The following is a 21,316-nucleotide window of genomic DNA, read 5'->3' on the forward strand; positions in this document are numbered from 1 at the left end:
GCGGTCATCCTGCGCTCGATGGCCGTGACCCGCTAGATCGCGGTCATGACGTGCTTCACCCGGGTGTAGTCCTCGAAGCCGTAGGACGACAGGTCCTTGCCGTAGCCGGACTTCTTGAAGCCGCCGTGCGGCATCTCGGCGACCAGCGGGATGTGGGTGTTGATCCAGACGCAGCCGAAGTCCAGCCGGCGGGACATCCGCATGGCGCGGGCGTGGTCCTTGGTCCACACCGAGGAGGCGAGCGCGAACTCGACGCCGTTGGCGTAGTCGACGGCCTGGTCCTCGTCGGTGAACTTCTGCACGGTGATGACCGGGCCGAAGACCTCGTTCTGGATGATCTCGTCGTCCTGGCGCAGGCCGGAGACGACGGTCGGGGCGTAGAAGTAGCCCTGGTCGCCGACCTGGTGACCGCCGGCCTCGACCTTGGCGTGGGCGGGCAGCCGCTCGATGAAGCCGGCCACCTGCTTGAGCTGGTTGGCGTTGTTCAGCGGGCCGTACAGCACGTCCTCGTCGTCCACGCCGCCGGTCTTGGTCTCGGCCGCGGCCTTGGCCAGCGCCTCGACGAAGGCGTCGTGGATCGACTCGTGCACCAGCACGCGGGTGGCGGCGGTGCAGTCCTGGCCGGCGTTGAAGAAGCCCGCCACCGAGATGCCCTCGACGGCCTCGGCGATGTCGGCGTCCTCGAAGACCACGACCGGGGCCTTGCCGCCCAGCTCCAGGTGGACGCGCTTGACGTCCTTGGAGGCCGACTCGGCGACCTGGATGCCGGCCCGGACCGAACCGGTGATGGAGGCCATCGCCGGGGTCGCGTGCTCGACCATCAGCCGACCGGTCTCACGGTCGCCGCAGATGACGTTGAAGACGCCGGCCGGCAGCTCCAGGTCCTTGAGGATGCCGCCGATGATCTCCGCGAGCAGCACGGTGGAGGCCGGGGTGGTGTCCGAGGGCTTCAGGACGACGGCGTTGCCCGCGGCGATGGCCGGGGCGAACTTCCAGACCGCCATCATCATCGGGTAGTTCCACGGCGCGACCTGGGCGCAGACGCCGACCGGCTCACGGCGGATGATCGAGGTCATCCCGTCCATGTACTCACCGGCGGCCTTGCCCTCCAGCAGCCGGGCGGCGCCGGCGAAGAACCGGATCTGGTCCACCATCGGGCCGACCTCCTCGGAGAGGGTCAGCGCGCGGGGCTTGCCGGTGTTGCGGACCTCCGCGTCGACGATCTCGTCGGCCCGCGCCTCGATCGCGTCGGCGATCTTGAGCAGCAGCTTCTGGCGGGTGCTCGGGGTGGCGTCGCGCCAGATCGGGAACGCCGCGGCGGCCGAGGCCATGGCGGCGTCCACATCGGCGGCACCGGACAGCGGAGACGTCGCGTAGACCTCGCCGGTGGTGGGGTCGACGATGTCGAGGGTGCGGCCGTCCGCCGCGTCGACGAACTCACCGTTGATGTAGTTGCGCAGCGTGCGAAGGTCGCTCACGGGGTCTCTCCTCGGTCTGGGCCTGCGGCATTGCAGATTCCGGCGCCATGGTACGTCGGCGGGCCCGGCGCACGAAGGGTGCCGGGTGGCCGGGCCCTGGACGGCGCGGTCCACTGGTTTGGGGGAACGCGCGCTGCGCTGCGGGGCGGCGCGCGTACCGTGCCAGGGTAGCCGCACGACTGCCGGTATCGACAGACGCAGCACTCGTGGACGATGAAATCCGTACAGGTTTTCCAAGATCACGACGAAATCAGCAGATTCCTCGCTTGCGAACAGGGGAACGATCAGGCACAGTGGCGGCGTGGCCAACCGCGACCGAACCGCGAGCGTTCCCCTCGACGCCGCCTCCAAGGCGATCATCGAGCAGCTCCAGGAGGACGGACGCCGCCCGTACGCCGCCATCGGCAAGGCCGTCGGCCTGTCCGAGGCGGCCGTGCGCCAGCGCGTCCAGAAGTTGCTCGACCAGGGCGTGATGCAGATCGTCGCCGTCACGGACCCGCTCACCGTCGGCTTCACCCGCCAGGCGATGGTCGGCATCCGGGTCGAGGGTGACATCGAGCCCGTCGCCGACGCACTGGCCGCCCTCGACGAGGTCGACTACGTGGTCTGCACCGCAGGCTCGTTCGACCTCCTGGCCGAACTGGTCTGCGAGGACGACGAGCACCTGCTCGAAATGATCAACAAGCGCATCCGCGCGCTTCCCGGCGTGCGGAGCACCGAGAGCTTCGTCTACCTGAAGCTCCGGAAACAGACCTACACCTGGGGCACCCGATGACAGCCGACCCGGCGCAGAAGGACCTTTCCAAGACCGCCTACGACCACCTGTGGATGCACTTCACCCGCATGTCGTCGTACGAGAACTCCCCCGTGCCGACGATCGTCAGGGGCGAAGGCACCTACGTCTGGGACGACAAGGGGCGCAAGTACCTCGACGGCCTCGCCGGCCTGTTCGTCGTCCAGGCCGGCCACGGCCGCGAGGAGCTCGCCGAGGCCGCCGCCAAGCAGGCCAAGGAGCTCGCCTTCTTCCCGGTGTGGAGCTACGCCCACCCGAAGGCCGTCGAGCTGGCCGAGCGCCTGGCCAACTACGCCCCGGGCGACCTGAACAAGGTCTTCTTCTCCACCGGTGGCGGCGAGGCCGTCGAGACCGCCTGGAAGCTCGCCAAGCAGTACTTCAAGCTGACCGGCAAGCCGACCAAGTACAAGGTCATCTCGCGCGCCGTCGCCTACCACGGCACCCCGCAGGGCGCCCTGTCCATCACCGGCCTGCCGGGCCTGAAGGCCCCGTTCGAGCCGCTGGTGCCGGGCACCCACAAGGCCCCGAACACCAACATCTACCGCGCCCCGGCCTTCCTCGAAGGCCCGGACGGCACGGTCGACCCCGAGGCCTACGGCCGCTGGTGCGCCGACGAGATCGAGGTGGCCATCCTCAACGAGGGCGCCGAGACCGTCGCCGCCGTCTTCGTCGAGCCGGTGCAGAACGCCGGTGGCTGCTTCCCGCCGCCGCCCGGGTACTTCCAGCGCCTGCGCGAGATCTGCGACCGCCACGACGTGCTGCTGGTCTCGGACGAGGTCATCTGCGCCTTCGGCCGCCTGGGCACCATGTTCGGCGCCGACAAGTTCGGCTACCAGCCCGACATGATCACCTGCGCCAAGGGCATGACCTCGGGCTACTCCCCGATCGGCGCCACGATCATCTCGGACCGCCTCGCCGAGCCGTTCTACAAGGGTGACAACACCTTCCTGCACGGCTACACCTTCGGTGGCCACCCGGTCTCCTCCGCGGTGGCGCTGGCCAACCTCGACATCTTCGAGCGCGAGGGCCTGAACCAGAAGGTGCTGGACAACGAGGGCGCCTTCCTGAGCACCCTGAACAAGCTGCGCGACCTGCCGATCGTCGGCGACGTCCGCGGCAACGGGTACTTCTACGGCATCGAGCTCGTGAAGGACAAGGTCACCAAGGAGTCGTTCAACGACGACGAGGTCGAGCGCGTGCTCTACGGCTTCCTGTCGAAGGCCCTGTTCGACAACGGCCTGTACTGCCGCGCCGACGACCGTGGCGACCCGGTCATCCAGCTGGCCCCGCCGCTGATCTCCGACCAGTCGACCTTCGACGAGATCGAGCAGATCCTGCGGACCAGCCTCACCGACGCGTGGGCGAAGATCTGACCTTCTGATCCTCCTTCCCCACCCTCCGCCGAAGGGCGGTCCCACTCCCCCGGGACCGCCCTTCGGCGCTTTCCAGCACGCTCCACCCGACAAACATGCCTGATTGCGGGTGATTTGCCCGCGATGGACCAGAGCGCCGCAACCGCACCGGGTCCCAGTCGTTCTAATCTGACGACTGTCATATCCCTGCGGCCATCCAGGATGGAACCTCATGTCAGCGGCACCGCCTGACAACGACGTGCTGTGGGCCCGGGAGATCGTCAAGTCCCATCACGGCACCCCGGCTCTGCGCGGCATCTCGATCGGCGTCCGCGAGGGCGAGGTGCTCGCCGTCACCGGACCGCGCGGCTCCGGAAAGAGCACCCTGCTCGGATGCCTCTCCGCCCTCCTCCCGGTCGACAAGGGCGAGGTCTGGTTCAACAGCGCGCCCGTCCACACCCTCGGCCGGGCCGGACGCGAACGGCTGCGCCGCGACCGCTTCGGCTTCGTCGGCTCCGAACCGCACCTGGTGCCCGAACTGACCGCCCGGGAGAACGTCGCGCTGCCGCTGCTGCTCGCCGGCGCCGGCAACATGGCCGCGTACACCGCCGCCGACGAATGGCTGGAGCGCCTCGACGTCGGCGAGGTCGCCCGGCAGCGCCCCGAGCGGCTGGTCCGGAGCCAGTGCCAGCGGATCGCCGTCGCCCGCGCCCTCGCCCCGCTGCCGCCGGTGGTCTTCGCCGACGACCCCACCGCGCCACTGCACCGCGAGGCCGCCGACCAGGTCCTACGGATACTGACCAGCGCGGCCCGCTCGCACCAGCTCACCCTCGTCCTGGCCACTCACGACCCCGAGCTCGTCCGGTTCGCGGACCGCGCCGTCGCCCTCGTCGACGGACGGCTCACCGCCCCCGCCGCCCCCGTCCCGCGCGGCACCGCCACCCCGGGGACGGCCGGTGCGCCCGCCGTCTCGGCCACCCGCCGCTGACGACGCCGAGCCGCTGAAAGAGTCGACGTGTTCTATCTCCGTCTGGCCCGGGGCTACCGGGTGCCCGACCTCGGCCGCTGGCTGCTCACCACGCTGGCCGCCGCCGTGGTCGCGGCCTTCCTGCTGCGCTCCCTCGGCCGGGCGATGAGCGACCCGCTCGGCGGCGAGGACGCGCTGGAGCGGCTGCTCTGGTGCCTCCCCCCGCTCGCCGCCGTCGCCTGGTTCGCGGCCGTCACCGCCCGCGCGGTGCCCGCCCAGCGGCCCGAACGGATCACCGGCCTGCGCGCCGCCGGAGCCGGCTCCGGCCGGGTCCGCACCCTGATCGCCGGCGAGGTCGCACTCGCCTGCGCCGTCGGCAGCGTGCTCACCCTGCTGGCCTTCCTGGTCCTGCGCAACGACATCGCCGGGCCCACGCTCGCCCCCGACCTCGGCATGGGCGTGCCGCTGCCGGCCGCCGCACCGGTCACCCTGCTCGCTCTGGTGCCGCTCACCGCCGGGATCGCCGCCGCCTGCGCGGTGCCGCTCGACGAGACCCTGCCCGGCGGCCGTACCCGTGCCCACGGCCCGACCGGCTTCGGCGCCTGGCGGATCGCCCTGCCGGTCGGGCTCTCCGTGATCGGCCTCGCCCTCGAACTCATCGCCCTGCGGCCCGGCGCCGCCGTCGACGACCGGCCGATCCACCTGCCCGCCGGGCTCGGCACCACCAGCACCACCGCGTTCGGCGGCTGGGCCGCCAGCGCACTCGGGCTCGCCCTGCTCACCGGCCCGCTGCTGGCCTGGACCGGACGGCTACTCGCCCTCGGCCGGCCCACCCCGCTGCGGCTGCTGGCCGGCCGCGGACTCACCGCCCAGGCCCGCCGCCTCGGCCCGCCGCTGGCCGTGCTCACCCTCGCCCTCGCGATGGTGCTCACCACCATCCGCTACTGGATCGGCACGCCCGACAGCGCCGACGCGCTGCCCGCCATCGAGGCCTGTCTGGTGCTCGGGTGCGCGGCGGCCGCCGTGGCCGTCCGGCTGGCCGAGGTCCGCACCGACCGCCGGGGCGTCACCGACGCGCTCCTGCGCCTGGGCACCTCGCCCCGGCTGCTGTTCGGCGCGGTCGCGCTGCGCACCCTGGCGGTGGGCACCACGCTGCTGGTGACCGGCGGGGCGACCGCCGCGCTGGCGGCTGCCGGTCTGCGCTGAGGCGGGTCCGGCCACTCCCGCCGGGCGGGCGACGCGAACGGTCGGACCCGCCTCAGGCCCGTCCTACCGGGTCAGCCCGCCGCGGCGAGCTGACCGCAGGCGCCGTCGATCTCCTGGCCGCGGGTGTCGCGGACGGTCGTCGGCACCCCGTGGGACTGGAGCCGGCGGACGAACTCGCGCTCGTCCTCGGGCCGGGAGGCGGTCCACTTGGAGCCCGGCGTCGGGTTCAGCGGGATCAGGTTGACGTGCACCCGGTGGTTCTTGATCAGCCGGCCGAGCAGGTCCGCCCGCCACGCCTGGTCGTTGATGTCCTTGATCAGCGCGTACTCGATGGAGATCCGCCGGCCGGACTTCTCCGCGTAGTTCCACGCGGCGTCCAGCACCTCGGCGACCTTCCAGCGGGTGTTCACCGGCACCAGCTCGTCGCGCAGCTCGTCGTCCGGGGCGTGCAGCGACAGCGCCAGGCGGCAGCTGAGGCCCTCGTCCGCGAGCCGGTTCATCGCCGGGACCAGGCCGACGGTGGACACCGTGATGCCGCGCTGGGACAGGCCGAAGCCGTCCGGCGCCGGGTCGGTCAGACGGCGGATCGCGGCCAGCACCCGGTTGTAGTTGGCCAGCGGCTCGCCCATGCCCATGAAGACCACATTGGACAGCCGCGCCTCGCCGCCGGGGATCTCGCCGGCCTTGAGCGCGCGCATCCCGGCGGCGATCTGCTCGACGATCTCACCGGTGGAGAGGTTGCGGGTCAGCCCGGCCTGGCCGGTCGCGCAGAACGGACAGTTCATGCCGCAGCCGGCCTGCGAGCTGATGCACATGGTGACCCGGTCCGGGTAGCGCATCAGCACCGACTCGACGAGCGTGCCGTCGAAGAGCTTCCACAGCGTCTTGCGCGTGGTGTCGTCGTCGCAGGAGACGTGCCGGACCACCGACATCAGCTCGGGCAGCAGGCTCCCGGTGAGCTTCTCCCGGCTGGTGGCGGGGATGTCCGTCCAGCCCGCCGGGTCGTTCGACATCCGGCCGAAGTAGTGATTGGAGAGCTGCTTCGCGCGGAACGGCTGCTCGCCCAGCTCGGCGACGGCCTCCTTGCGCTCGGCGGGGCTCAGGTCGGCGAGGTGTCGCGGGGGCTTGGCGCCACGCGGCGCGACAAAGGTCAGTTCTCCGGGCTTAGGCATGGTTGTTCCAGTGTCGCAGACGCCGAACGCTGAGCCCGTCCCCATCAGGGCTGGCGGGCTCAGCGCTGGTCGTCATCTGTCATCGTTGGCTGCCTCCGGACGGCCCACAGACGGCCCCGGTCCAGTCTGCTCTCGCGCCCAGACACGAGTGTTCCCCGAAACCTGTCTCCCGCCCGCGCTTGCTCCCCTACGCTCCGTCGTAGTAGGTGCTGGTCGAGTGGAGAGGCAGTCATGACGGACGAGATCGCCCAGTTGGTGGAACAGGCAGGCCCGTACCTGGGGGCGGCCGTGAGTGCGTACGGCGGGGCCGTCTTGACCCGGGCGGAAGACAGTGCCGTGGAGGCGACCGCCAACCTGGGCCGACGCATCCTGCACACGGTGTTCCGCCGCGGCTCGCAGAGTGAACAGGCCGCCTTGGAAGCCGCGGTTCAGGACGCCGCCGAGGACACCACTGACCCGGACGCGGCAGCGGCGCTGCGCCAGCAGATCAAGCGGGCCCTGCGCGAGGACGCCGGACTGCGCCAGGAGCTGGCCGGCCTTGTCGGACCGGCCGCCGCCTCCGTAACGATCACCGCGTCCGGGGAACGGTCGATCGCCGCCCACACCATCACCACGGCCATCACCGGCGACGGCCACCGCCCGGCTCAGTGACCGGGCCCCACTACGACGCCTCCGGCACCAGGGCGGTCACGGCCCACAGCATCGGGACCGCCCACACTGGCGATGTGCTCGGCTTGCCTGCAGAGGTACTTACCGCACCTCGCGACCTTCAGGCACCTCCCAGCCTCACCAACATGGCCACTTTCCCTCTGTGTCTCGGCCGTGAGGACGCTCTCCGATGGCTCCGCGACACACTCACGGCGGAGAACGGGACGGCTATCACGCAAGCGTCGACCGTCCACGGCCTTGGCGGAGTCGGTAAGAGCACCCTGGCCCTGGCCTACGCCTACCGGTACCGCCACGAGTACACGCTTGTCTGGTGGGTCACCGCCGACTCCCCCGGCCGAATCGAGCAATCCCTGGCCGACCTGGCCCTGAAGCTTGTTCCAGCCTGGGCCGGAAAGGCATCTCTTGAGCAGCGGTCCGCGTGGGCGATGGCCTGGCTGGAGTGGCATCCGGGGTGGCTGCTGGTCTTCGACAACGTCGAGGACCCTGCAGACCTCACCCCGTATCTTGGTGCGTTGGGCGGTGGCCACCATCTCATCACCAGCCGCCGCTCTGTCGGTTGGCCCCATGCGATCCGCACCTACCCTGTTGGTCTCCTGTCACCGCATGAAGCAACCCAATTGATCTGTCAGCGGGCGTTCGCCGACGGGGCTCCCACGGTTCGCGAGGAGCAGGAGGCCCGTGCCTTGGCCTCCGATCTTGGCTATCTGCCACTCGCCTTGGAGCAGGCTGGAGCCTACCTTCGCCAACACCCGACCGTCAGCGTCGCTGCATACCGTTTGCGCCTGTCTGCCAAGCTCGACAAAGCCGCGGACGGCACCGACGCGGAACGCACTATTGCGCGTATCTGGACTCAGACCCTGAGCGCCCTTGAGGCTCGAAACCCCCAGGCCGTGGAGGTCCTGCGCACGCTGTCCTGGCTGTCCCCGGATGACATACCTATCAGTCTCTTCGAGGCTCGTAACGGTGGAGATGATCTACACGAAGCGTTGGGACTTCTGAGTGCTTACAGCATGGCTGCGATCACCAGGCACACCGTCAGCGTCCACCGCCTCCTCCAAGCGGTCCTACGCTCGACCGCGCCAGCCCAGCTCGACGGTTCTCCCGCTGGCCGTCACGCGGCCGAGGAGGCACTTGTGCGGGCTCTCACGTCGGAAACAGCGCACGTATCCCTGTGGGATGCTCTGATGCCGCAGGTGATCGCACTCGCGGTTACAAAGCCGGAGGAGTGTAAGGACGACCTGGCGACTGGACTCTACGGGACTGCCGCTCAGCGCCTTTATGACCAAGGCCACGACGCCCGAGCGATTCCCCTCTACGAGGCGATCCTGGCCCACTGTGAACAGGTACACGGGGGCTTCCACCCCAACACACTGCGCACTCGCAACAACCTTGCCAGCGCATGTGGATTGGCTGGGAACGTCGCCCGCGCCGCGTCCCTTCTAGAGACAACCCTCGCCCGGTGCGAAGAGGTCTTCGGCGACACCCACCCCAACACCCTCACCACGCGCGCCAACCTTGCTATCGCCTACCGCGAGGCGGGGGACCTCACCCGCGCCATCTCCCTCCAGGAAACAACTCTCGCCCAACGCGAAGAGGTCCTCGGCGACACCCACCCCGACACCCTGATGAGCCGAAACAGTCTCGCTGCCGACTACCGCGAGGCGGGTGACCTCACTCTCGCTGTCCCCCTCTTGGAGACCACTCTCGCCCAACGCGAAGAGGTCCTCGGCGACACCCACCCCGACACCCTCACCAGCCGCATCGACCTGGCAAGCGCCTACGGAGCGGCTGGGGACCTCACCCGTGCTATCTCCCTCCAGGAAACAACTCTCGCCCAGTGCGAAGAGGTCCTCGGCGACACCCACCCCAGCACCCTGGCCAGCCGCGCCAACCTCGCCACCGCGTACTACCGAACCGGGAACGGCACTCGTGCTCTCCCCCTCCTGGAGATCACCCTCGCCCAACGCGAAGAGGTCCTCGGCGACACCCACCCCAGCACCCTGGCCAGCCGCGCCAACCTCGCCACCGCGTACTACCGAACCGGGAACCACTCTCGTGCTCTCCCCCTCCTGGAGATCACCCTCGCCCAGTGCGAACAGGTCCTTGGCGACACCCACCCAGACACCCGGGCCATCCGCGACAGCCTGGAAACAGCAATCCGCGAGCGCAATGAGCAGCTCGGACCTCCACGATAGGCGAGCGTCTTTACAGGCCGCTGACCAGGGACGTTCTGACCAGGCAACTCTTGATCACGGACCGGATCTGGTCCGCCATTGGTCCGGATCATGCTCTCGGGGCCCCCTACCAACCCACGCCCGCGAGCAAGTGAACGGCCGGGCTGGGCAGCGATCTCCGCCGCGCGGCCCGGCCCTGTTGTGCTTCTGATCAAGCCTCGATGCCCGGGCCACCTACACCGAGATCGAGCCGGGCCTGCACGTGGTAGGCATTGAGCAACTCGACCAGGACAGGGCCATTCGACACCGTGGTGTGCTCGCGGGCGGCGATCTCGGACTCCCACAGCACGATGTTGACCGCCTTCGCCGCCTCCACCGCAGCCGGACTCGCGAGCAGGACGAGCGTTTCGAAGAGCGCCGACCGCTGGATCTCTGTCTGCTCCATCGTGGCCAGGAACTCCGCCCGCGCCGTCGAGCCCGCCTCGGCCTGTCTGGCCCGCTTGGCGACCGAGTCGATCTCCTTCACACAGGTCGCGTATTGCACGTAGGTGTCGAGCTTCCGCTCGTCCCACCGCGTGGCCATCACCCGCCGGTGCTTGGTCCGGTCCGCCCACCCGGTGGCTACGAACGAGGTGAGCGCGCCCAGCAGGACGCCGACCAGCGTGACGATCTGAGTAATCACCGCCCAGAACCTACCGACGCCACCCGCCCCGCAAAAGAGCGCAGCCTCCGCAGCGAACTCGCTGCGGAGGCCTCCCGGTTGCGACCAAGGCCGCGCCCGCATTGTTGCTGACCACCGAGACCAGCCGGCCGGAACGGGCAGAAGCAAGCAGAACCGATTCCCCTGCGGCGAAGCGGTGCTGGGGCTCTGCCCCGAGTTCTGACCGTCACTGCCCGCGATTCCCCGCGATTTCCCGCCTGCCCTGGCATGACTGCGGCACGGCTGGCACTGCCCCACAACGGCCGTGAACTGCTCGCTCGAAGAGGGCACCCGACGACCGGTGGGGCAGGTCTACGACCCTGACCAGGGAGAAGCCCTGACTGAGGTAGTAGCGGTGAAGGTCCGGGTTCGTCTTCCAGGCGTCAAGCCGAAGGAACCGCTTCCCCGCAGCAGCCGCGCGGTCGACGGCCCAGCCCAGCAGTACCGCGCCCACGTCCCGGCCCGCGGCCTTGCGTGCCACCGCCATCCGGTGAACGTACAGCGCCTCATCAGGCCGGTCCCCGGGCTCCCAGAACTCCGGGTCTGCCTGCTCGTCCACGGTGAGGGTCGCGATGGGCTCGCCGTCGCGGTAGGCCAAGAAGCACTCCCCGCGCTCCATCGCGCTGATGAGGCGGTCCCGCCGGGGCGGGAACTGCCACTGGTCGCTCCCTCGTGAGGCAAGCCATTCGCTCGCCTCGATCAGCAGCGCCTCCACTTCTCCGAGCTGATCCCGTCGGGCTGGGCGAATCTCCAGGTCAGTTTGCGTCGGCATCCTGCGGCTCTCGTTCCTGCTCGTAGGTGATCACGTGCCGGTCACCCGGCAGGATCGAGACGGCCACCCGAACGGGCCGACCCTCGGCGGTGTATCCGGTGCGGACGTGCTCCGCGACCGGTGTCCCGGCGCCCAGTTCGAGGCGCTTGGCCTCCTCCGGGGTCGGCATCCTCACGTACAGCTCGTCGATGGCGCGGACCTGGAGATGCCCCAGCTCGGCGAGCACCTTGTTGGCGCCGCGCACAATGTCGGCGGGGCGCATGATCTCGGAGTCCTGCACGATGCTCAGCGGGAAGTAGGAGTCGTTCAGGTTGAACGGCTCCCCATCCAGCCACCGCACGCGCTGCCGCACGGCCGTGAGCTCTCCGGGCTCCAAGTTCAGGCGCTTGGCGACGCTGGCCGGCGGCTCCACGATGCTCACGTCGATGCGCTGGCTGGCCTCTCGCCCGTCCGCCGAGTGCTCCGTGACGAAGGCGTCCATCTCTTCCGAGTACGGCCGGGCCCGGAACTCGGCCTGCGGCCGAAAGACCATCGGCCGACGCTCGCGAACGAAGTAGCCGCGGGGGCGGGCCGAGACGATCAGCCCTTCGTTGACCAGCATCCCGAGGGCCTGCCGCGCAGTTCCCCGGCCTACCTCGTACTCCTCACTCAGCTCGGCCTCGGTCGGAAGGCGGTCGCCCGCGACAAGGTCGCCGCTCGCGATCCGCTGCCGGAGCACGTCTGCGATCTGCTGATACATCGGAGGTCGCCCAGCTCGCGTGGTTGCCATAACCCCATGAAACCGCCCGGTCAGACCCATTGTCCAGTCAATGCAGACGATGTGCTTGACGGGGCGTCATGACGGATGCCACAGTCTTCCCCGAGGGGGGCATTGTTCAGACAATGCAGACAATGATTGCCCTTGGCCCTTCTTTGGGCTGCTCTGAGCTGCACAAACGCGCCCATTGATGGCCGGCCACCGCCGTGCCCTGGGCGAAGGGGCCCGGGACAAATCGGGCCGAGGTACCCGGCGCCTGGTCAGCCGGAGGGCAAGACCGAAAGGTCACGCCGTCCGCGCCTGAACGGGAGCGCGCTCCCCAAGAGGACGGCATCACGGGCTCTGCTCCGCTTCGGCGGGGTGGGGCCCGAGCTGTGAACGAGTGACTTTGGCCCGGTCCATCCGCTCTGCGGGCGGACCGAGGCCATGGCTGCTCGTGCACCACGAGTAGCTGGGCCCGCATGCGTCGGGCCGCCGCGCTGTCCTTGGCCGGGTGCGCGGCGGCCCTGCGGGCTCACCCACCATCTGACGAGGTGACCCCATGAAACTGTACGTCGGAGGTCAGGAGGCGCTGTCGCCCCTGGAGTTCGCGGAGTTGGCGTTCGGTGTCGGCATCGACATCGAGCTGTTCGTCGGCAGCGAGGACGAGTCCGCCGAGGACCGGGCGGTCCGGCTCGACGCCGCGCGGGACATCCTGCGGGACCTGGACGGCCCGGCGGCCGGCTTCGGGACCGCGCTGATGCACACCGCCGAGCGCTGCCGGATGCGGCCCTGGAAGGCGGCGGCCTGATGACCCTCAAGGGCCGGCGGTTCATGACCGCCATCCGCAACCCGCACCGCAGCGCCCGCTCGGCGGCCGCCGCACTCGCCGAGTACCGCCCGACCCCGGACAGCGACCTGCGCGGCGCCACCTGCAAGGGCAGCGACACGAACCTGTTCTTCCCGGACCCCGAAGAGATGGGGACCGAGGCCGCCGAGTGGGCCGAGCGCCGCGCCAAGATGCTCTGCGCGGGTTGCCCGGTGAAGTCGCTGTGCCTGGCCGACGCGTTGGAGCGCCGGGAGCCGCACGGCATCTTCGGCGGCCTGAACGAGCGCGAGCGCAACAGCCTGCTGCGGCAGGCGGCCCGCGACCGGGCCCGGGTGAACGCCGGCGGTGCCCGGTGAACGTTCACCGCCCCGGCGCGGGTGTTCACCCGGTGCTCGCCGAGGTGCCCACCCCGGCCCAGATCCGCCGTACATCGCTCGTGATCAGCACCGGCACGTGGGTGCTCACGGGGGCGGTGGTCGCGGTGAGCATGTCCACCGCCGCCCCGTTCATCGACGCCCATTCACCCGGTTACGGCACCGGCCCCGTGATGGCGGTCGCCGGAGACGGGTGCTTCATCCTGAGCCTCCAGGCGGACAGCACGCTGGCCCGCTTCGGGGTGAGCGCCGGACGCTGGCCGGCCCTCTTTCGGTGGGTCACCGGGCTGGCTACGGTCTGGCTCAACATCGGGGCCGCCGCACTGGCAAAGGACCTGGTGGGAGTGGTGATCCACCTGATCCCGCCGCTGTTGCTGCTGCTCGTCGCCGAGGCCGGACCGGCCTACCGCCGGGCCCTGGCCCGACTCGCGAAGCAGCCCCAACCGCGGCTCCGCACCCGCCCGGCGGCGATCCCGCAGGCCGCTCGGCAGGTGGTGAACGCCCCGCTGTTCACCCTCCCGCAGGCACCGTTCACCCCCGCCCTGCAGCCCACCGCCACCCTGCCGCCCGACCCCAGAGCGGAGCCCCGGGAGGCGCTCGCGGCGGGTCCGGCGGAGGCGGTGAACACCGAGCCCGTTCACCCGGCGCTCACCCCCGTGCACCCCGCTCCGACCGACACCCCCGAACCGGCCCCGGAGGCCACCGACGACGTGATCGACGGCCCGGTGTACCCGGACGATCCGGGCCCGGTGAACACCCCGGAGCCCGAGGCGAACACCTCCGCCGACGAAGTGAACACCGCCTCGGCCCCTGTCCGGCTGGACGAGGCCGAGGCCGCCCGCGTGATCGAGCAGTGCTGGCGCGACGGCGTCTCGCAGCGCCAGGCCGCCCAGCGCTCCACCCGTGCCGCCTCCTACGTCAACGTCGTCTACAAGCGGCTCAACGAGCAGTACGGCGCTGGTGACGCGCCGGCCGCTGCCTGAGAACCGGGAGATCCCTATGAGCACCGACACCACCACCATGGCTGGCGCCCAGGTCAACGCGGCCGGCGCCCTGCTCGCCCTCCTCACCACCCACGCGAACCTGCCCGCCCCGGACGTGCACGTGAAGACGATGGCGGTGCCGAACACGTACGAGTGGACGTGGGGGCTGTACGTCGCCCTGCACTACGGCCTCGACCGGTTCGAGCAGTGGCGGGCCGCCCTCGGCCTCGACCCGGCCACCATCGAGCAGAAGCACCACGGCACGACCGGGTGGCTGATCGCCACCGGCTCCCACTGCGCCGTCCCGGTCGAGCTGTACGGCTTCTACCCGCACGACACGGACGACGAGCGGTGAGCCGCCCCCGCCACTGGGACCCGGCCGGGGAGCGTCACGGCGGCACGCCCACCTACCCGTGGCGCATGGCCCCGGCCGGGTACTTCACCCGCCGGCAGCTGCGCGCCAAGGGCCTGCGCCCCGGCGGGCAGGACGTGGCCGCGCAGATCATGTGGCGCTCCCGCTTTGGCGGCACCCGCCCCGCCTACCTCTACCGCCTCGCGCTGGCCAAGCCGGTGCGGCAGATGACCCCCGCGAGGGCCGCGGCTCTCGCCAAGGCCAACCGGGCCCGCCGCACCTGCCCCGCCTGCGGGCGGGACACCGGGTACGTGCTCCCCGCACACCTGGGCATCTGCCTGACCTGCGCTGACAGCACCGGCCTCGCGGCCTGAAACCTCTCCTGTTCTGCTCCGCTGATCCTCAGCAAGGAGACATCTGTCATGGCCCTGACCATGATCGCACCGCCCATCCCCCCGATCACCCCCGAGGACAAGGCCCGTGCCGCCGCCGGCGCCGACCGCGTGCTGACCATCCAGGTCGGCAGGAACGGCGGTGCGAGGTGAAGCCGATCACCACCCTCCCGCTGGTCGGCCTCGTCCGCTGCGACGGCGGCGACGGCATCGCCTACCGCACCGACGCCCCCGTGCCGCTCGACGTCGTCTCCGGCCTGACCCGCGAGTCGTGGTGCAGCCGCTTGGTTGTCACCGACGCCTCCGCCGACGGGATCTTCCCCGCCGAGTTCCGCGCGATGTGCGTCTTCGAGGGCCAGCCGTTCGTCCTCACCGGCCTGATCGGGCGGAGGAGCGACTGATGCTCGGCTTCGGCAGGAAGACCGCCGACACCCGGTCCGGCCAGCAGCGCAGGGCGAAGGCGGTTCGCGCCGCGGACCGCGCGGGCCACGCCGCCATGGACTCCAAGACTCGCCGTACCACGGCGCTGGAGGCCAACCCCGTCCGCGCCTGGTGGCGCTCCTCCTGACACTCCCCGGGCCCGGCCTCCCCGGCCGGGCCCCTACCTGGAGAACTGACCATGGACTGGCTCCTGAGCCTGATCTACCCGATCCTCGCGGTCGGCGCCGGCATCGCCGTGTGGCTCCTCCGCCGGGAGGAGAACCGATGACCATCCCCCCGCCCCCTACCGAGCCGCCCACCGCCGGCATGCCCGCCCCCAACTCCGGTCCTGTGGCCGAGTGGTGGCGCAAGTCCGGCCCCCGCATCCCCGCCCCGGCCACGAACGAGGCCGACACCCCCATCCACACCCCGGTCCCGATCGGCGCCGGCCCCGGCCAGGCCGCCTCGATGGAGGACGCCGCGCAGGCCTTCTGGGCCCCGTTCGGCCAGATCCTGTCCGAGCAGGCCACGACGATCACCTCGCAGGTCGGACAGCTCCTCACCGAGAGCGAGGCCCAGCGCGCCGCCCGCCAGCAGGTCGAGTACGAGGACCTGCTCGCCGCGCAGCGCGCCCGGATGGACTCCGCCCTGGGCAAGGTCGGGGAGACCGCCGAGGAGCGCTCGGCCCGTCACCGCATCGAGGACGTCCTCGCCCCCGACCGCCCCGCTCACCGGGACGACCTGGTCGGCTTCGCCGATCTGCTGGCCGAGCGGATCTCCGAGACTCCGCAGGACCGGGCCCAGCGCCGGGAGGCGGAGCGCGAGCTCGCCAAGCAGCGCGCCCGCGCCCAGGAGGACCGGGAGCGCGCCGCGGCCGGGGAGACCCCCGCACAGCGCGCCCTGCGCCACCGTCAGCAGCAGCTCGCCGACCAGCGCGAGGCCCGTACCCGGGCCCGGCGCGAGCGCCGCCGAGCCGCCCGCGCCGCCAGCCCTTCCGACCGCACCGTCCGGTTCCGCCGCTGGGCAGTCCTCACCGCGATCAGCGCGGTGGGCGGTTACAGCACCGGCCTGGTGTCGCTGATCGCGCCCGGCGGGCCCTACGTCGGCCTGCTGCTGGCCGCCGCCGGGTGGGCCCTCGACCTGCACACCCGCGACCGCGGCCGTCTGCGCGTGAGCGAGGTCCGCGGCCCCGGGCCCCTGCTGATCCTCATCACCCTGCGCATCCCGGTCGCCTCCGGCCTCGCCGTCGCCACCGGCCTCTCCCCGCTCCTCGCCGCCCTGCCCCTCTTCTAGCCACCAGGAGTCACACACCATGAGCAGCCTCATCGCGCTGGGCACCGGCGGCGCCGCAACCGTCGCCACCATGTACCTCTACGTCGGCGTCCGCGGCAAGAACAAGATCAACGTCCAGGACGAGCACGTCCCCTACTGGGCGTTCGGCATCGGCCTGCTCGCCGCCAACGCGGGCACCGCCTTCCAGCAGCTCGCCGGGATCGGCACGCAGCTCAGCGACGCGTTCCAGGGCAACGCCGCCCTGGGGGACTGGCAGACCGGCGCGACCGCCGCCGTCCTGACCCTCGCCGTCTTCGGACTCAAGCCCAAGCCCTGGAAGGACGCCCTCTGCGGCGCCGTCGCCCCCAGCCTCTTCGCCGCCGCCGGCGGGCTCTGGGTCCTGCCGTCGTCCATCCTCAGCGGCCTCATCAGCGCGTTCATCAAGTAGTGGTGGCGACGATGGAAAAGATCTTCCCCACCGAGGAGCTGAGCGCCACCCTGCTGTGGCCCATCACCGGTCTGGCCACCGGCACGCCCGTCCTGATCCGCAAGCTGACGGCCTCCCAGCGCGAACGCCGCGTCGAAGCCGACGCTCTCAAGGCCAGGCGCGAGGAGCTCGCCGCCGAGGCTGCCGCAGCCGACGAGGCCGCGTTCGTGAAGAAGGTCTCGACGGAGAGCGACCCGGCCAAACGGGACGCGATGCTCCGGGCCCGGGAGGCGGCAAAGGTCTCGGCCCGCGAGTTCGAGATGGAGCAGGCCAAAACCGCCCGCAAGGAGAAGCGCAGCCGCGCCGGGGATGCGGCCGGCGCCGCGGCGCTGATGCTGATCGTTGGCGGCCCGCTCGTCTGGTCCCTCGCCCGCCCCTGGATCCAGCCCGGCATCGGCCTCCTCCTCGGGGGGTGGTGGATCGCCGCCCTGATCCACGCCCCCACCCCCGGCAAGGGCAAGAGCAAGGCCAAGCGCGAGGCCGAGCCGGAGCAGGCCCAGGAGCCTGCCGAGGACCAGCCCGTGCCGACCGCCGAACAGGAGCCCGGCGAGGCCCCCGAGCCGACCGCCCCGACCCCCGCCGACGCCCGCCGCGCGGTGGCCGTTCTGGGGGCCGACGGCACCCACGTCGCCCTCACCGCCGTGACCGCCCATCTGGCCGCCGCACACCCCCTCTGGAAGCGGTCCGGGAAGGCCGTCCGCGCGCTCCTGAGCGAGGCCCGTGTGGAGGTCCGAGGAGGGGTGCGGGTCGAGGGCGTCAGTGTGCCCGGCATCCACCACGACGACGTGCCCCCGCTCCCCTCCCCCTCCGAGACCACCCCCGACCGCGTTGTTGTCGCAGGTCAGAGCAACAACAACAACCACAACAACGCCCAGGAGTGGTCCACCCGAGAGGGGTTCGTCATGCGCGCCGACCCCGACAACCCCGCCCGGACGATCGTCGTCAGCCGCACCAACGCCGCATGATCCACCAACCCGAAAGGCAGCCCGCCATGACCACCGACCGCTGGCCCGACAAGGTCATCCCGGAGTTCACCATGGAGGAGTTGTGCGCCGCCATCGAGCGGCACAAGGACGACCCCAACCCCGTCACCCAGGGCCTGGTCCGCAGCTGCTGGCGCGAGTGGGAGCGGCGCCACGGACTCACCCCCGACGAGGACTGACACCACACACCGCCTCACCGAAGCCCCCGTCAGCACCCGCTGGCGGGGGCTCGGTCGTGCCCCCGCAACGGCGACCCGCCCAGGCCGCCCCTGGACGCCTGAAAGACCCACCGTGGACGACGACTTCGACACGTACGACTACGCCGACTACCCGACCCGCGACGAGGAGAAGGCTTACGAGATCGCCCTCGACATCGCCGACGAACAGCGACACGCCGAGGAGGAGCAGGCCGCCGGGCCGCGCCCCGGACACACCGAGACGTGTGAGGGCTGCCACGGCAGCGGCGGCGGCTACGAGGACGAGGTCTGGGACGACGAGGCCGGTGACGTCGTCCTGATCGACTACGAGCACTGCCCCGAGTGCGGGGGCTGCGGCTACTACGGCTGCGACGGCACCTGCGAGGTCGCCCAGGATACCGACGCATGCTGAACCCTGCTTGCCTGTAGGGCAGTTGCCCAATCCACCCGCTCTCTCGCCGACCTGCTCGCCGGCAGCCACGGCGCCCGCCCCGCGGCGGACCAACATCCTTGGTGGCTAGCAGCAGGGTGGTGCTTGCCCCACCCGAGTGGTGGAGCAAGCACTTCGGAGGTTAGGCCAGCGGGAAGCCATCGAAGCCCTCACCGGTGCGGATCACCAGGGCGATGCCAAGCGTGTCCAGCAGCACGCGAAGGTCCTTGCCCGGGTCACCCGGCAGCAAGACGGCAAGCCGCAGACCTTCGGGGGCGTCGATGTGGCGCCGGTAGTCGAAAAGCTGGCCGATGGCCATGCGGACGTCATCGCGACGCACGGTCCCCTTAGCCTCGTACAGCACGTTGTCGGTGACGTCGTACAGGTCCGTCTTCAACGTGCCGGCCACTCCCTCGATGGAGATCTGGAACCGCTTCACGGTGTGGCCTGCGGCGACCAGATGGGCCTTGTAGGCCTTGGTCAGCTGGCCCTCCCGCCGCTGGATGGTCCGCTGGCCACCCGGGATGTTCGCCACCGTCTCGTCGGTGGCGTGCTCCTCGGTCTCGACCTGCGACGACGACGGGCCCGCCGACGCCGCGTCCGCAGCCTCGATGTCCGTCTCGGGCTCCGTCTCGACTTCGAGGTTCACGACGGCGTGCGCGGTCGCCGGAGGGATCGCGTCCGCGGGCGTGAACTTCGGCGGGAACGTGGCCTGCGGGTCCGGCCGCAGGTGGAAGATAATCACGGACCGCTCCACGCCGTCCGTGCCCGGTGCGCGCCGGCGGTCGTAGGGCTGCTCAGGATCCAAGATCATCTGCCCGATGTAGCGCTGCCGCTTGCCCTTCTTCTTCCTGCCGGTGACCTGGTCGATGACGTTCCCGTCCGCCACGAACAGTTGCAGCGTGCGGCCGTCTGCGGCGTGATCCCTGAGGGCCTTGTTCCCGCCGGTGAACTGCTGGTTCCCGGTCTTCCCCTCGCCGGTGTACAGGTAGAGCGGCCCTCGGTCGTCGTCCTCGGCCTGGCCATCGAAGGTGTAACCGTGCAGCTCACCGACCTTCGGGTCGGAGTACACGAGCACCATGTCGGAGTCGGGCGCCGGCTCGATGCCGCCGTAGAGTGCGCCGCCAAATGCAGCGCCTACCTCGGCGCGAGTGGTCATCAGGCCCGGAACGAGCTCAAGGTCATGGTTCGCCATGCCCGGACTCTAACCCCGTGGTCCGACAAGCCCGTTCGGACCGCGGGCGCCCCCCTGCTGCCCAGACAAGAGTGAGCGCACCTCACGTCACAGGAGCCCCAATGGCACCTGCCTTGGACTGGCGCGACGCCTCCCACTTTGACCGCACCGGTGACCGCCCGTGCCGCTGGTGCGGCCGCCCCACCCCTCTCCGCGACGAGCAGCGCCGGCCCTCGCACAAGGTCTGCGCCGAGCAGCAGCACACCGCCACCAGCACACCGCCGGCCACCGTGCCGGGCGGAGTGCTGGCTCAACCGCCTACTCAGGAGGGCCCCATGGACGAAGCCGCCTGGAACCGTGCCCGTTTCGCCGCGCACTTCGCCGCCGGGCGCGGCTTGCGCGTCTTCCCCCTCGCTCGCAGCAAGAAGCCCGCGATCTCCTCTCCGCACCCGCCCGGCCCCGAGCGCGATCAGTGCCGCGCGGCCTGCGGCAGGTTCGGGCACGGAGTTCACGACGCCACCACCGACCGGGCCCGCATCGACGCCGCGTTCCACGCCGCTCCGTGGGCCACCGGCTACGGCATCGCCTGCGGCCGGGCGCCGCATCACCTGATCGGCCTCGACCTCGACCGCAAGAACGGCCTGGACGGCGTTGCCGACCTGGCCCGCCTGGCCGCCGAGCACGGGTTCACCGTTCCGGACACCGCCACAGTCGCCACCCCCACCGGGGGCCTGCACCTGTGGCTCGCCGCCCCGCCGGACGCCACGTTCCCCAACTCCGCGGGGCGGGTGGCGCCCGGGATCGACGTCCGCGGCCCGGCCGGCTACCTGGTCGGCCCCGGCTCCCACGGCAACGGCGGTCGCTACGGCTTCGCCCCCGGTACCGACCCCACCGTCATGGCCCCCTGTCCGCCCGAACTCCTCGCGCTCCTCACCCCGCCGCCCACACCCACCGTGCCCGCCATCGACGCGGCGGTGCTGCGGGAGCGGATCCACCAGCAGGACGCCTACATCCGCGCGGCCCTCGACCGCGAAGCTGCGACCGTGCGCGCCCAGACCTACCCGGGGCGGGCCAAGCGGCTTTTCGCCTCCGCCGCCGCCCTCGGCCGCCACCTGCCCACCGGCGTCCTGGACGAGGCCCTGGCCGTCGACACCCTCCTGGACGCCGGCATGGCCACCGGCCTCACCCGCACCGAGTGCGAGCACACCATCCGCCGCGGCCTCGCCCGAGGCGCCGGGACCCTCCGACCCGCAGCCTGACAGCCCGCCAAGTGCCGCGGGGGGGCGGGGGGGGGCGGGGCCCGCCCCCCCCCCCCCCCCCCCCCCCCCCCCCCCCCCCCCCCCCCCCCCCCCCCCGGGCCCCGCCCCGACCCCCCCCCCCCCCCCCCCCCCCCCACCCCCCGGG

26 protein-coding genes are annotated in these 21,316 nt (G+C 71.2%); 20 read left to right on the forward strand and 6 right to left on the reverse strand.

The window, feature by feature from the left end; translation table 11 throughout:
- Window positions 1-32: 32 nt before the first annotated feature.
- A complete protein-coding gene (locus tag ACIO5E_RS38965; protein WP_400677282.1) occupies window positions 33-1,478 on the reverse strand; it encodes a gamma-aminobutyraldehyde dehydrogenase in 1,446 nt (481 codons plus the stop codon).
- Window positions 1,479-1,779: 301 nt separating this feature from the next.
- On the opposite strand from ACIO5E_RS38965, the gene ACIO5E_RS38970 reads away from it, so the two are divergent.
- The 4 genes from ACIO5E_RS38970 (at window position 1,780) to ACIO5E_RS38985 (ending at window position 5,796) form a co-directional block, all read left to right on the forward strand.
- On the forward strand, window positions 1,780-2,253 hold the full coding sequence (locus tag ACIO5E_RS38970) for an Lrp/AsnC family transcriptional regulator (RefSeq protein ID WP_280685345.1): 474 nt from the start codon (window positions 1,780-1,782) through the stop codon (window positions 2,251-2,253).
- Window positions 2,250-3,644: an aspartate aminotransferase family protein gene (locus ACIO5E_RS38975; protein WP_280685344.1), complete on the forward strand. Its 1,395-nt coding sequence runs from the start codon at window positions 2,250-2,252 to the stop codon at window positions 3,642-3,644. Before ACIO5E_RS38970 ends, ACIO5E_RS38975 begins: the two co-directional genes overlap by 4 nt.
- A gap of 211 nt (window positions 3,645-3,855) precedes the next feature.
- The gene (locus tag ACIO5E_RS38980) at window positions 3,856-4,611 is read left to right on the forward strand and encodes an ABC transporter ATP-binding protein (RefSeq protein WP_400677286.1); all 756 of its coding nucleotides are present in this window, start codon (window positions 3,856-3,858) and stop codon (window positions 4,609-4,611) included.
- A 27-nt stretch (window positions 4,612-4,638) separates the two neighbouring features.
- Window positions 4,639-5,796 carry a hypothetical protein gene (locus tag ACIO5E_RS38985; protein ID WP_400677289.1) on the forward strand — a complete coding sequence of 386 codons (1,158 nt, stop codon included), beginning with the start codon at window positions 4,639-4,641 and terminating at the stop codon, window positions 5,794-5,796.
- Between the two features lie 71 nt (window positions 5,797-5,867).
- Here ACIO5E_RS38985 and rlmN read toward each other — a convergent pair whose 3' ends face one another.
- A complete protein-coding gene (gene rlmN / locus ACIO5E_RS38990) occupies window positions 5,868-6,968 on the reverse strand; it encodes a 23S rRNA (adenine(2503)-C(2))-methyltransferase RlmN (protein ID WP_400677292.1) in 1,101 nt (366 codons plus the stop codon).
- 231 nt (window positions 6,969-7,199) lie between these two features.
- Here rlmN and ACIO5E_RS38995 point away from each other — a divergent pair, with 231 nt between their 5' ends.
- Together ACIO5E_RS38995 and ACIO5E_RS39000 are read left to right on the forward strand one after the other, a co-directional pair.
- On the forward strand, window positions 7,200-7,619 hold the full coding sequence (locus tag ACIO5E_RS38995) for a hypothetical protein (RefSeq protein WP_400677295.1): 420 nt from the start codon (window positions 7,200-7,202) through the stop codon (window positions 7,617-7,619).
- A 143-nt stretch (window positions 7,620-7,762) separates the two neighbouring features.
- Window positions 7,763-9,832: a tetratricopeptide repeat protein gene (locus ACIO5E_RS39000; RefSeq protein WP_400677298.1), complete on the forward strand. Its 2,070-nt coding sequence runs from the start codon at window positions 7,763-7,765 to the stop codon at window positions 9,830-9,832.
- A 190-nt stretch (window positions 9,833-10,022) separates the two neighbouring features.
- Here the strand turns inward: ACIO5E_RS39000 and ACIO5E_RS39005 are convergent, their stop codons facing one another.
- The 3 genes from ACIO5E_RS39005 to ACIO5E_RS39015 form a co-directional block, all read right to left on the reverse strand.
- Window positions 10,023-10,493, reverse strand: coding sequence for a hypothetical protein (locus ACIO5E_RS39005; RefSeq protein ID WP_400677301.1), 471 nt, complete (start codon window positions 10,491-10,493; stop codon window positions 10,023-10,025).
- Window positions 10,494-10,698: 205 nt separating this feature from the next.
- Window positions 10,699-11,226, reverse strand: a complete 528-nt coding sequence (locus ACIO5E_RS39010) for a GNAT family N-acetyltransferase (protein ID WP_400677303.1) — start codon at window positions 11,224-11,226, stop codon at window positions 10,699-10,701.
- Between the two features lie 40 nt (window positions 11,227-11,266).
- Complete coding sequence (locus tag ACIO5E_RS39015) at window positions 11,267-12,022, reverse strand: GntR family transcriptional regulator (protein WP_400677306.1); 756 nt, start codon at window positions 12,020-12,022, stop codon at window positions 11,267-11,269.
- Between the two features lie 559 nt (window positions 12,023-12,581).
- Between ACIO5E_RS39015 and ACIO5E_RS39020 the strand changes: the two genes are divergently transcribed.
- From ACIO5E_RS39020 to ACIO5E_RS39080, 13 genes are all read left to right on the forward strand, one after another.
- Window positions 12,582-12,830: a hypothetical protein gene (locus ACIO5E_RS39020; protein ID WP_400677308.1), complete on the forward strand. Its 249-nt coding sequence runs from the start codon at window positions 12,582-12,584 to the stop codon at window positions 12,828-12,830.
- On the forward strand, window positions 12,830-13,204 hold the full coding sequence (locus ACIO5E_RS39025) for a WhiB family transcriptional regulator (RefSeq protein ID WP_400677311.1): 375 nt from the start codon (window positions 12,830-12,832) through the stop codon (window positions 13,202-13,204). The genes ACIO5E_RS39020 and ACIO5E_RS39025 overlap by 1 nt, the downstream gene beginning before the upstream one ends.
- Entirely contained in the window at window positions 13,201-14,205 is a 1,005-nt protein-coding gene (locus tag ACIO5E_RS39030; protein WP_400677314.1) for a hypothetical protein, read from the forward strand. Before ACIO5E_RS39025 ends, ACIO5E_RS39030 begins: the two co-directional genes overlap by 4 nt.
- Before the next feature lie 16 nt (window positions 14,206-14,221).
- Window positions 14,222-14,560 (forward strand): hypothetical protein, encoded by a 339-nt coding sequence (locus ACIO5E_RS39035; protein WP_400677316.1) that lies wholly within the window; start codon window positions 14,222-14,224, stop codon window positions 14,558-14,560.
- The gene (locus ACIO5E_RS39040; protein ID WP_400677318.1) at window positions 14,557-14,931 is read left to right on the forward strand and encodes an RRQRL motif-containing zinc-binding protein; all 375 of its coding nucleotides are present in this window, start codon (window positions 14,557-14,559) and stop codon (window positions 14,929-14,931) included. The genes ACIO5E_RS39035 and ACIO5E_RS39040 overlap by 4 nt, the downstream gene beginning before the upstream one ends.
- A gap of 48 nt (window positions 14,932-14,979) precedes the next feature.
- The gene (locus tag ACIO5E_RS39045; protein ID WP_400677321.1) at window positions 14,980-15,102 is read left to right on the forward strand and encodes a hypothetical protein; all 123 of its coding nucleotides are present in this window, start codon (window positions 14,980-14,982) and stop codon (window positions 15,100-15,102) included.
- Window positions 15,099-15,350 carry a hypothetical protein gene (locus tag ACIO5E_RS39050; protein WP_400677324.1) on the forward strand — a complete coding sequence of 84 codons (252 nt, stop codon included), beginning with the start codon at window positions 15,099-15,101 and terminating at the stop codon, window positions 15,348-15,350. Before ACIO5E_RS39045 ends, ACIO5E_RS39050 begins: the two co-directional genes overlap by 4 nt.
- Entirely contained in the window at window positions 15,350-15,517 is a 168-nt protein-coding gene (locus ACIO5E_RS39055) for a hypothetical protein (protein ID WP_400677327.1), read from the forward strand. The genes ACIO5E_RS39050 and ACIO5E_RS39055 overlap by 1 nt, the downstream gene beginning before the upstream one ends.
- A 137-nt stretch (window positions 15,518-15,654) precedes the next feature.
- Window positions 15,655-16,662 (forward strand): hypothetical protein, encoded by a 1,008-nt coding sequence (locus ACIO5E_RS39060; RefSeq protein WP_400677329.1) that lies wholly within the window; start codon window positions 15,655-15,657, stop codon window positions 16,660-16,662.
- Between the two features lie 19 nt (window positions 16,663-16,681).
- The gene (locus ACIO5E_RS39065; protein ID WP_400677332.1) at window positions 16,682-17,089 is read left to right on the forward strand and encodes a hypothetical protein; all 408 of its coding nucleotides are present in this window, start codon (window positions 16,682-16,684) and stop codon (window positions 17,087-17,089) included.
- 11 nt (window positions 17,090-17,100) lie between these two features.
- Complete coding sequence (locus ACIO5E_RS39070) at window positions 17,101-18,093, forward strand: hypothetical protein (protein WP_400677334.1); 993 nt, start codon at window positions 17,101-17,103, stop codon at window positions 18,091-18,093.
- A 26-nt stretch (window positions 18,094-18,119) separates the two neighbouring features.
- A complete protein-coding gene (locus ACIO5E_RS39075) occupies window positions 18,120-18,290 on the forward strand; it encodes a hypothetical protein (protein WP_400677335.1) in 171 nt (56 codons plus the stop codon).
- A gap of 112 nt (window positions 18,291-18,402) precedes the next feature.
- A complete protein-coding gene (locus ACIO5E_RS39080; RefSeq protein WP_400677338.1) occupies window positions 18,403-18,720 on the forward strand; it encodes a hypothetical protein in 318 nt (105 codons plus the stop codon).
- 160 nt (window positions 18,721-18,880) lie between these two features.
- Here the strand turns inward: ACIO5E_RS39080 and ACIO5E_RS39085 are convergent, their stop codons facing one another.
- Window positions 18,881-19,933, reverse strand: a complete 1,053-nt coding sequence (locus ACIO5E_RS39085; RefSeq protein ID WP_400677340.1) for a hypothetical protein — start codon at window positions 19,931-19,933, stop codon at window positions 18,881-18,883.
- Window positions 19,934-20,034: 101 nt separating this feature from the next.
- On the opposite strand from ACIO5E_RS39085, the gene ACIO5E_RS39090 reads away from it, so the two are divergent.
- Entirely contained in the window at window positions 20,035-21,171 is a 1,137-nt protein-coding gene (locus tag ACIO5E_RS39090) for a bifunctional DNA primase/polymerase (RefSeq protein WP_400677342.1), read from the forward strand.
- The last annotated feature ends 145 nt before the right edge of the window (window positions 21,172-21,316 follow it).

Source organism: Kitasatospora sp. NPDC087314, assembly GCF_044744365.1.
Lineage (GTDB): Bacteria > Actinomycetota > Actinomycetes > Streptomycetales > Streptomycetaceae > Kitasatospora.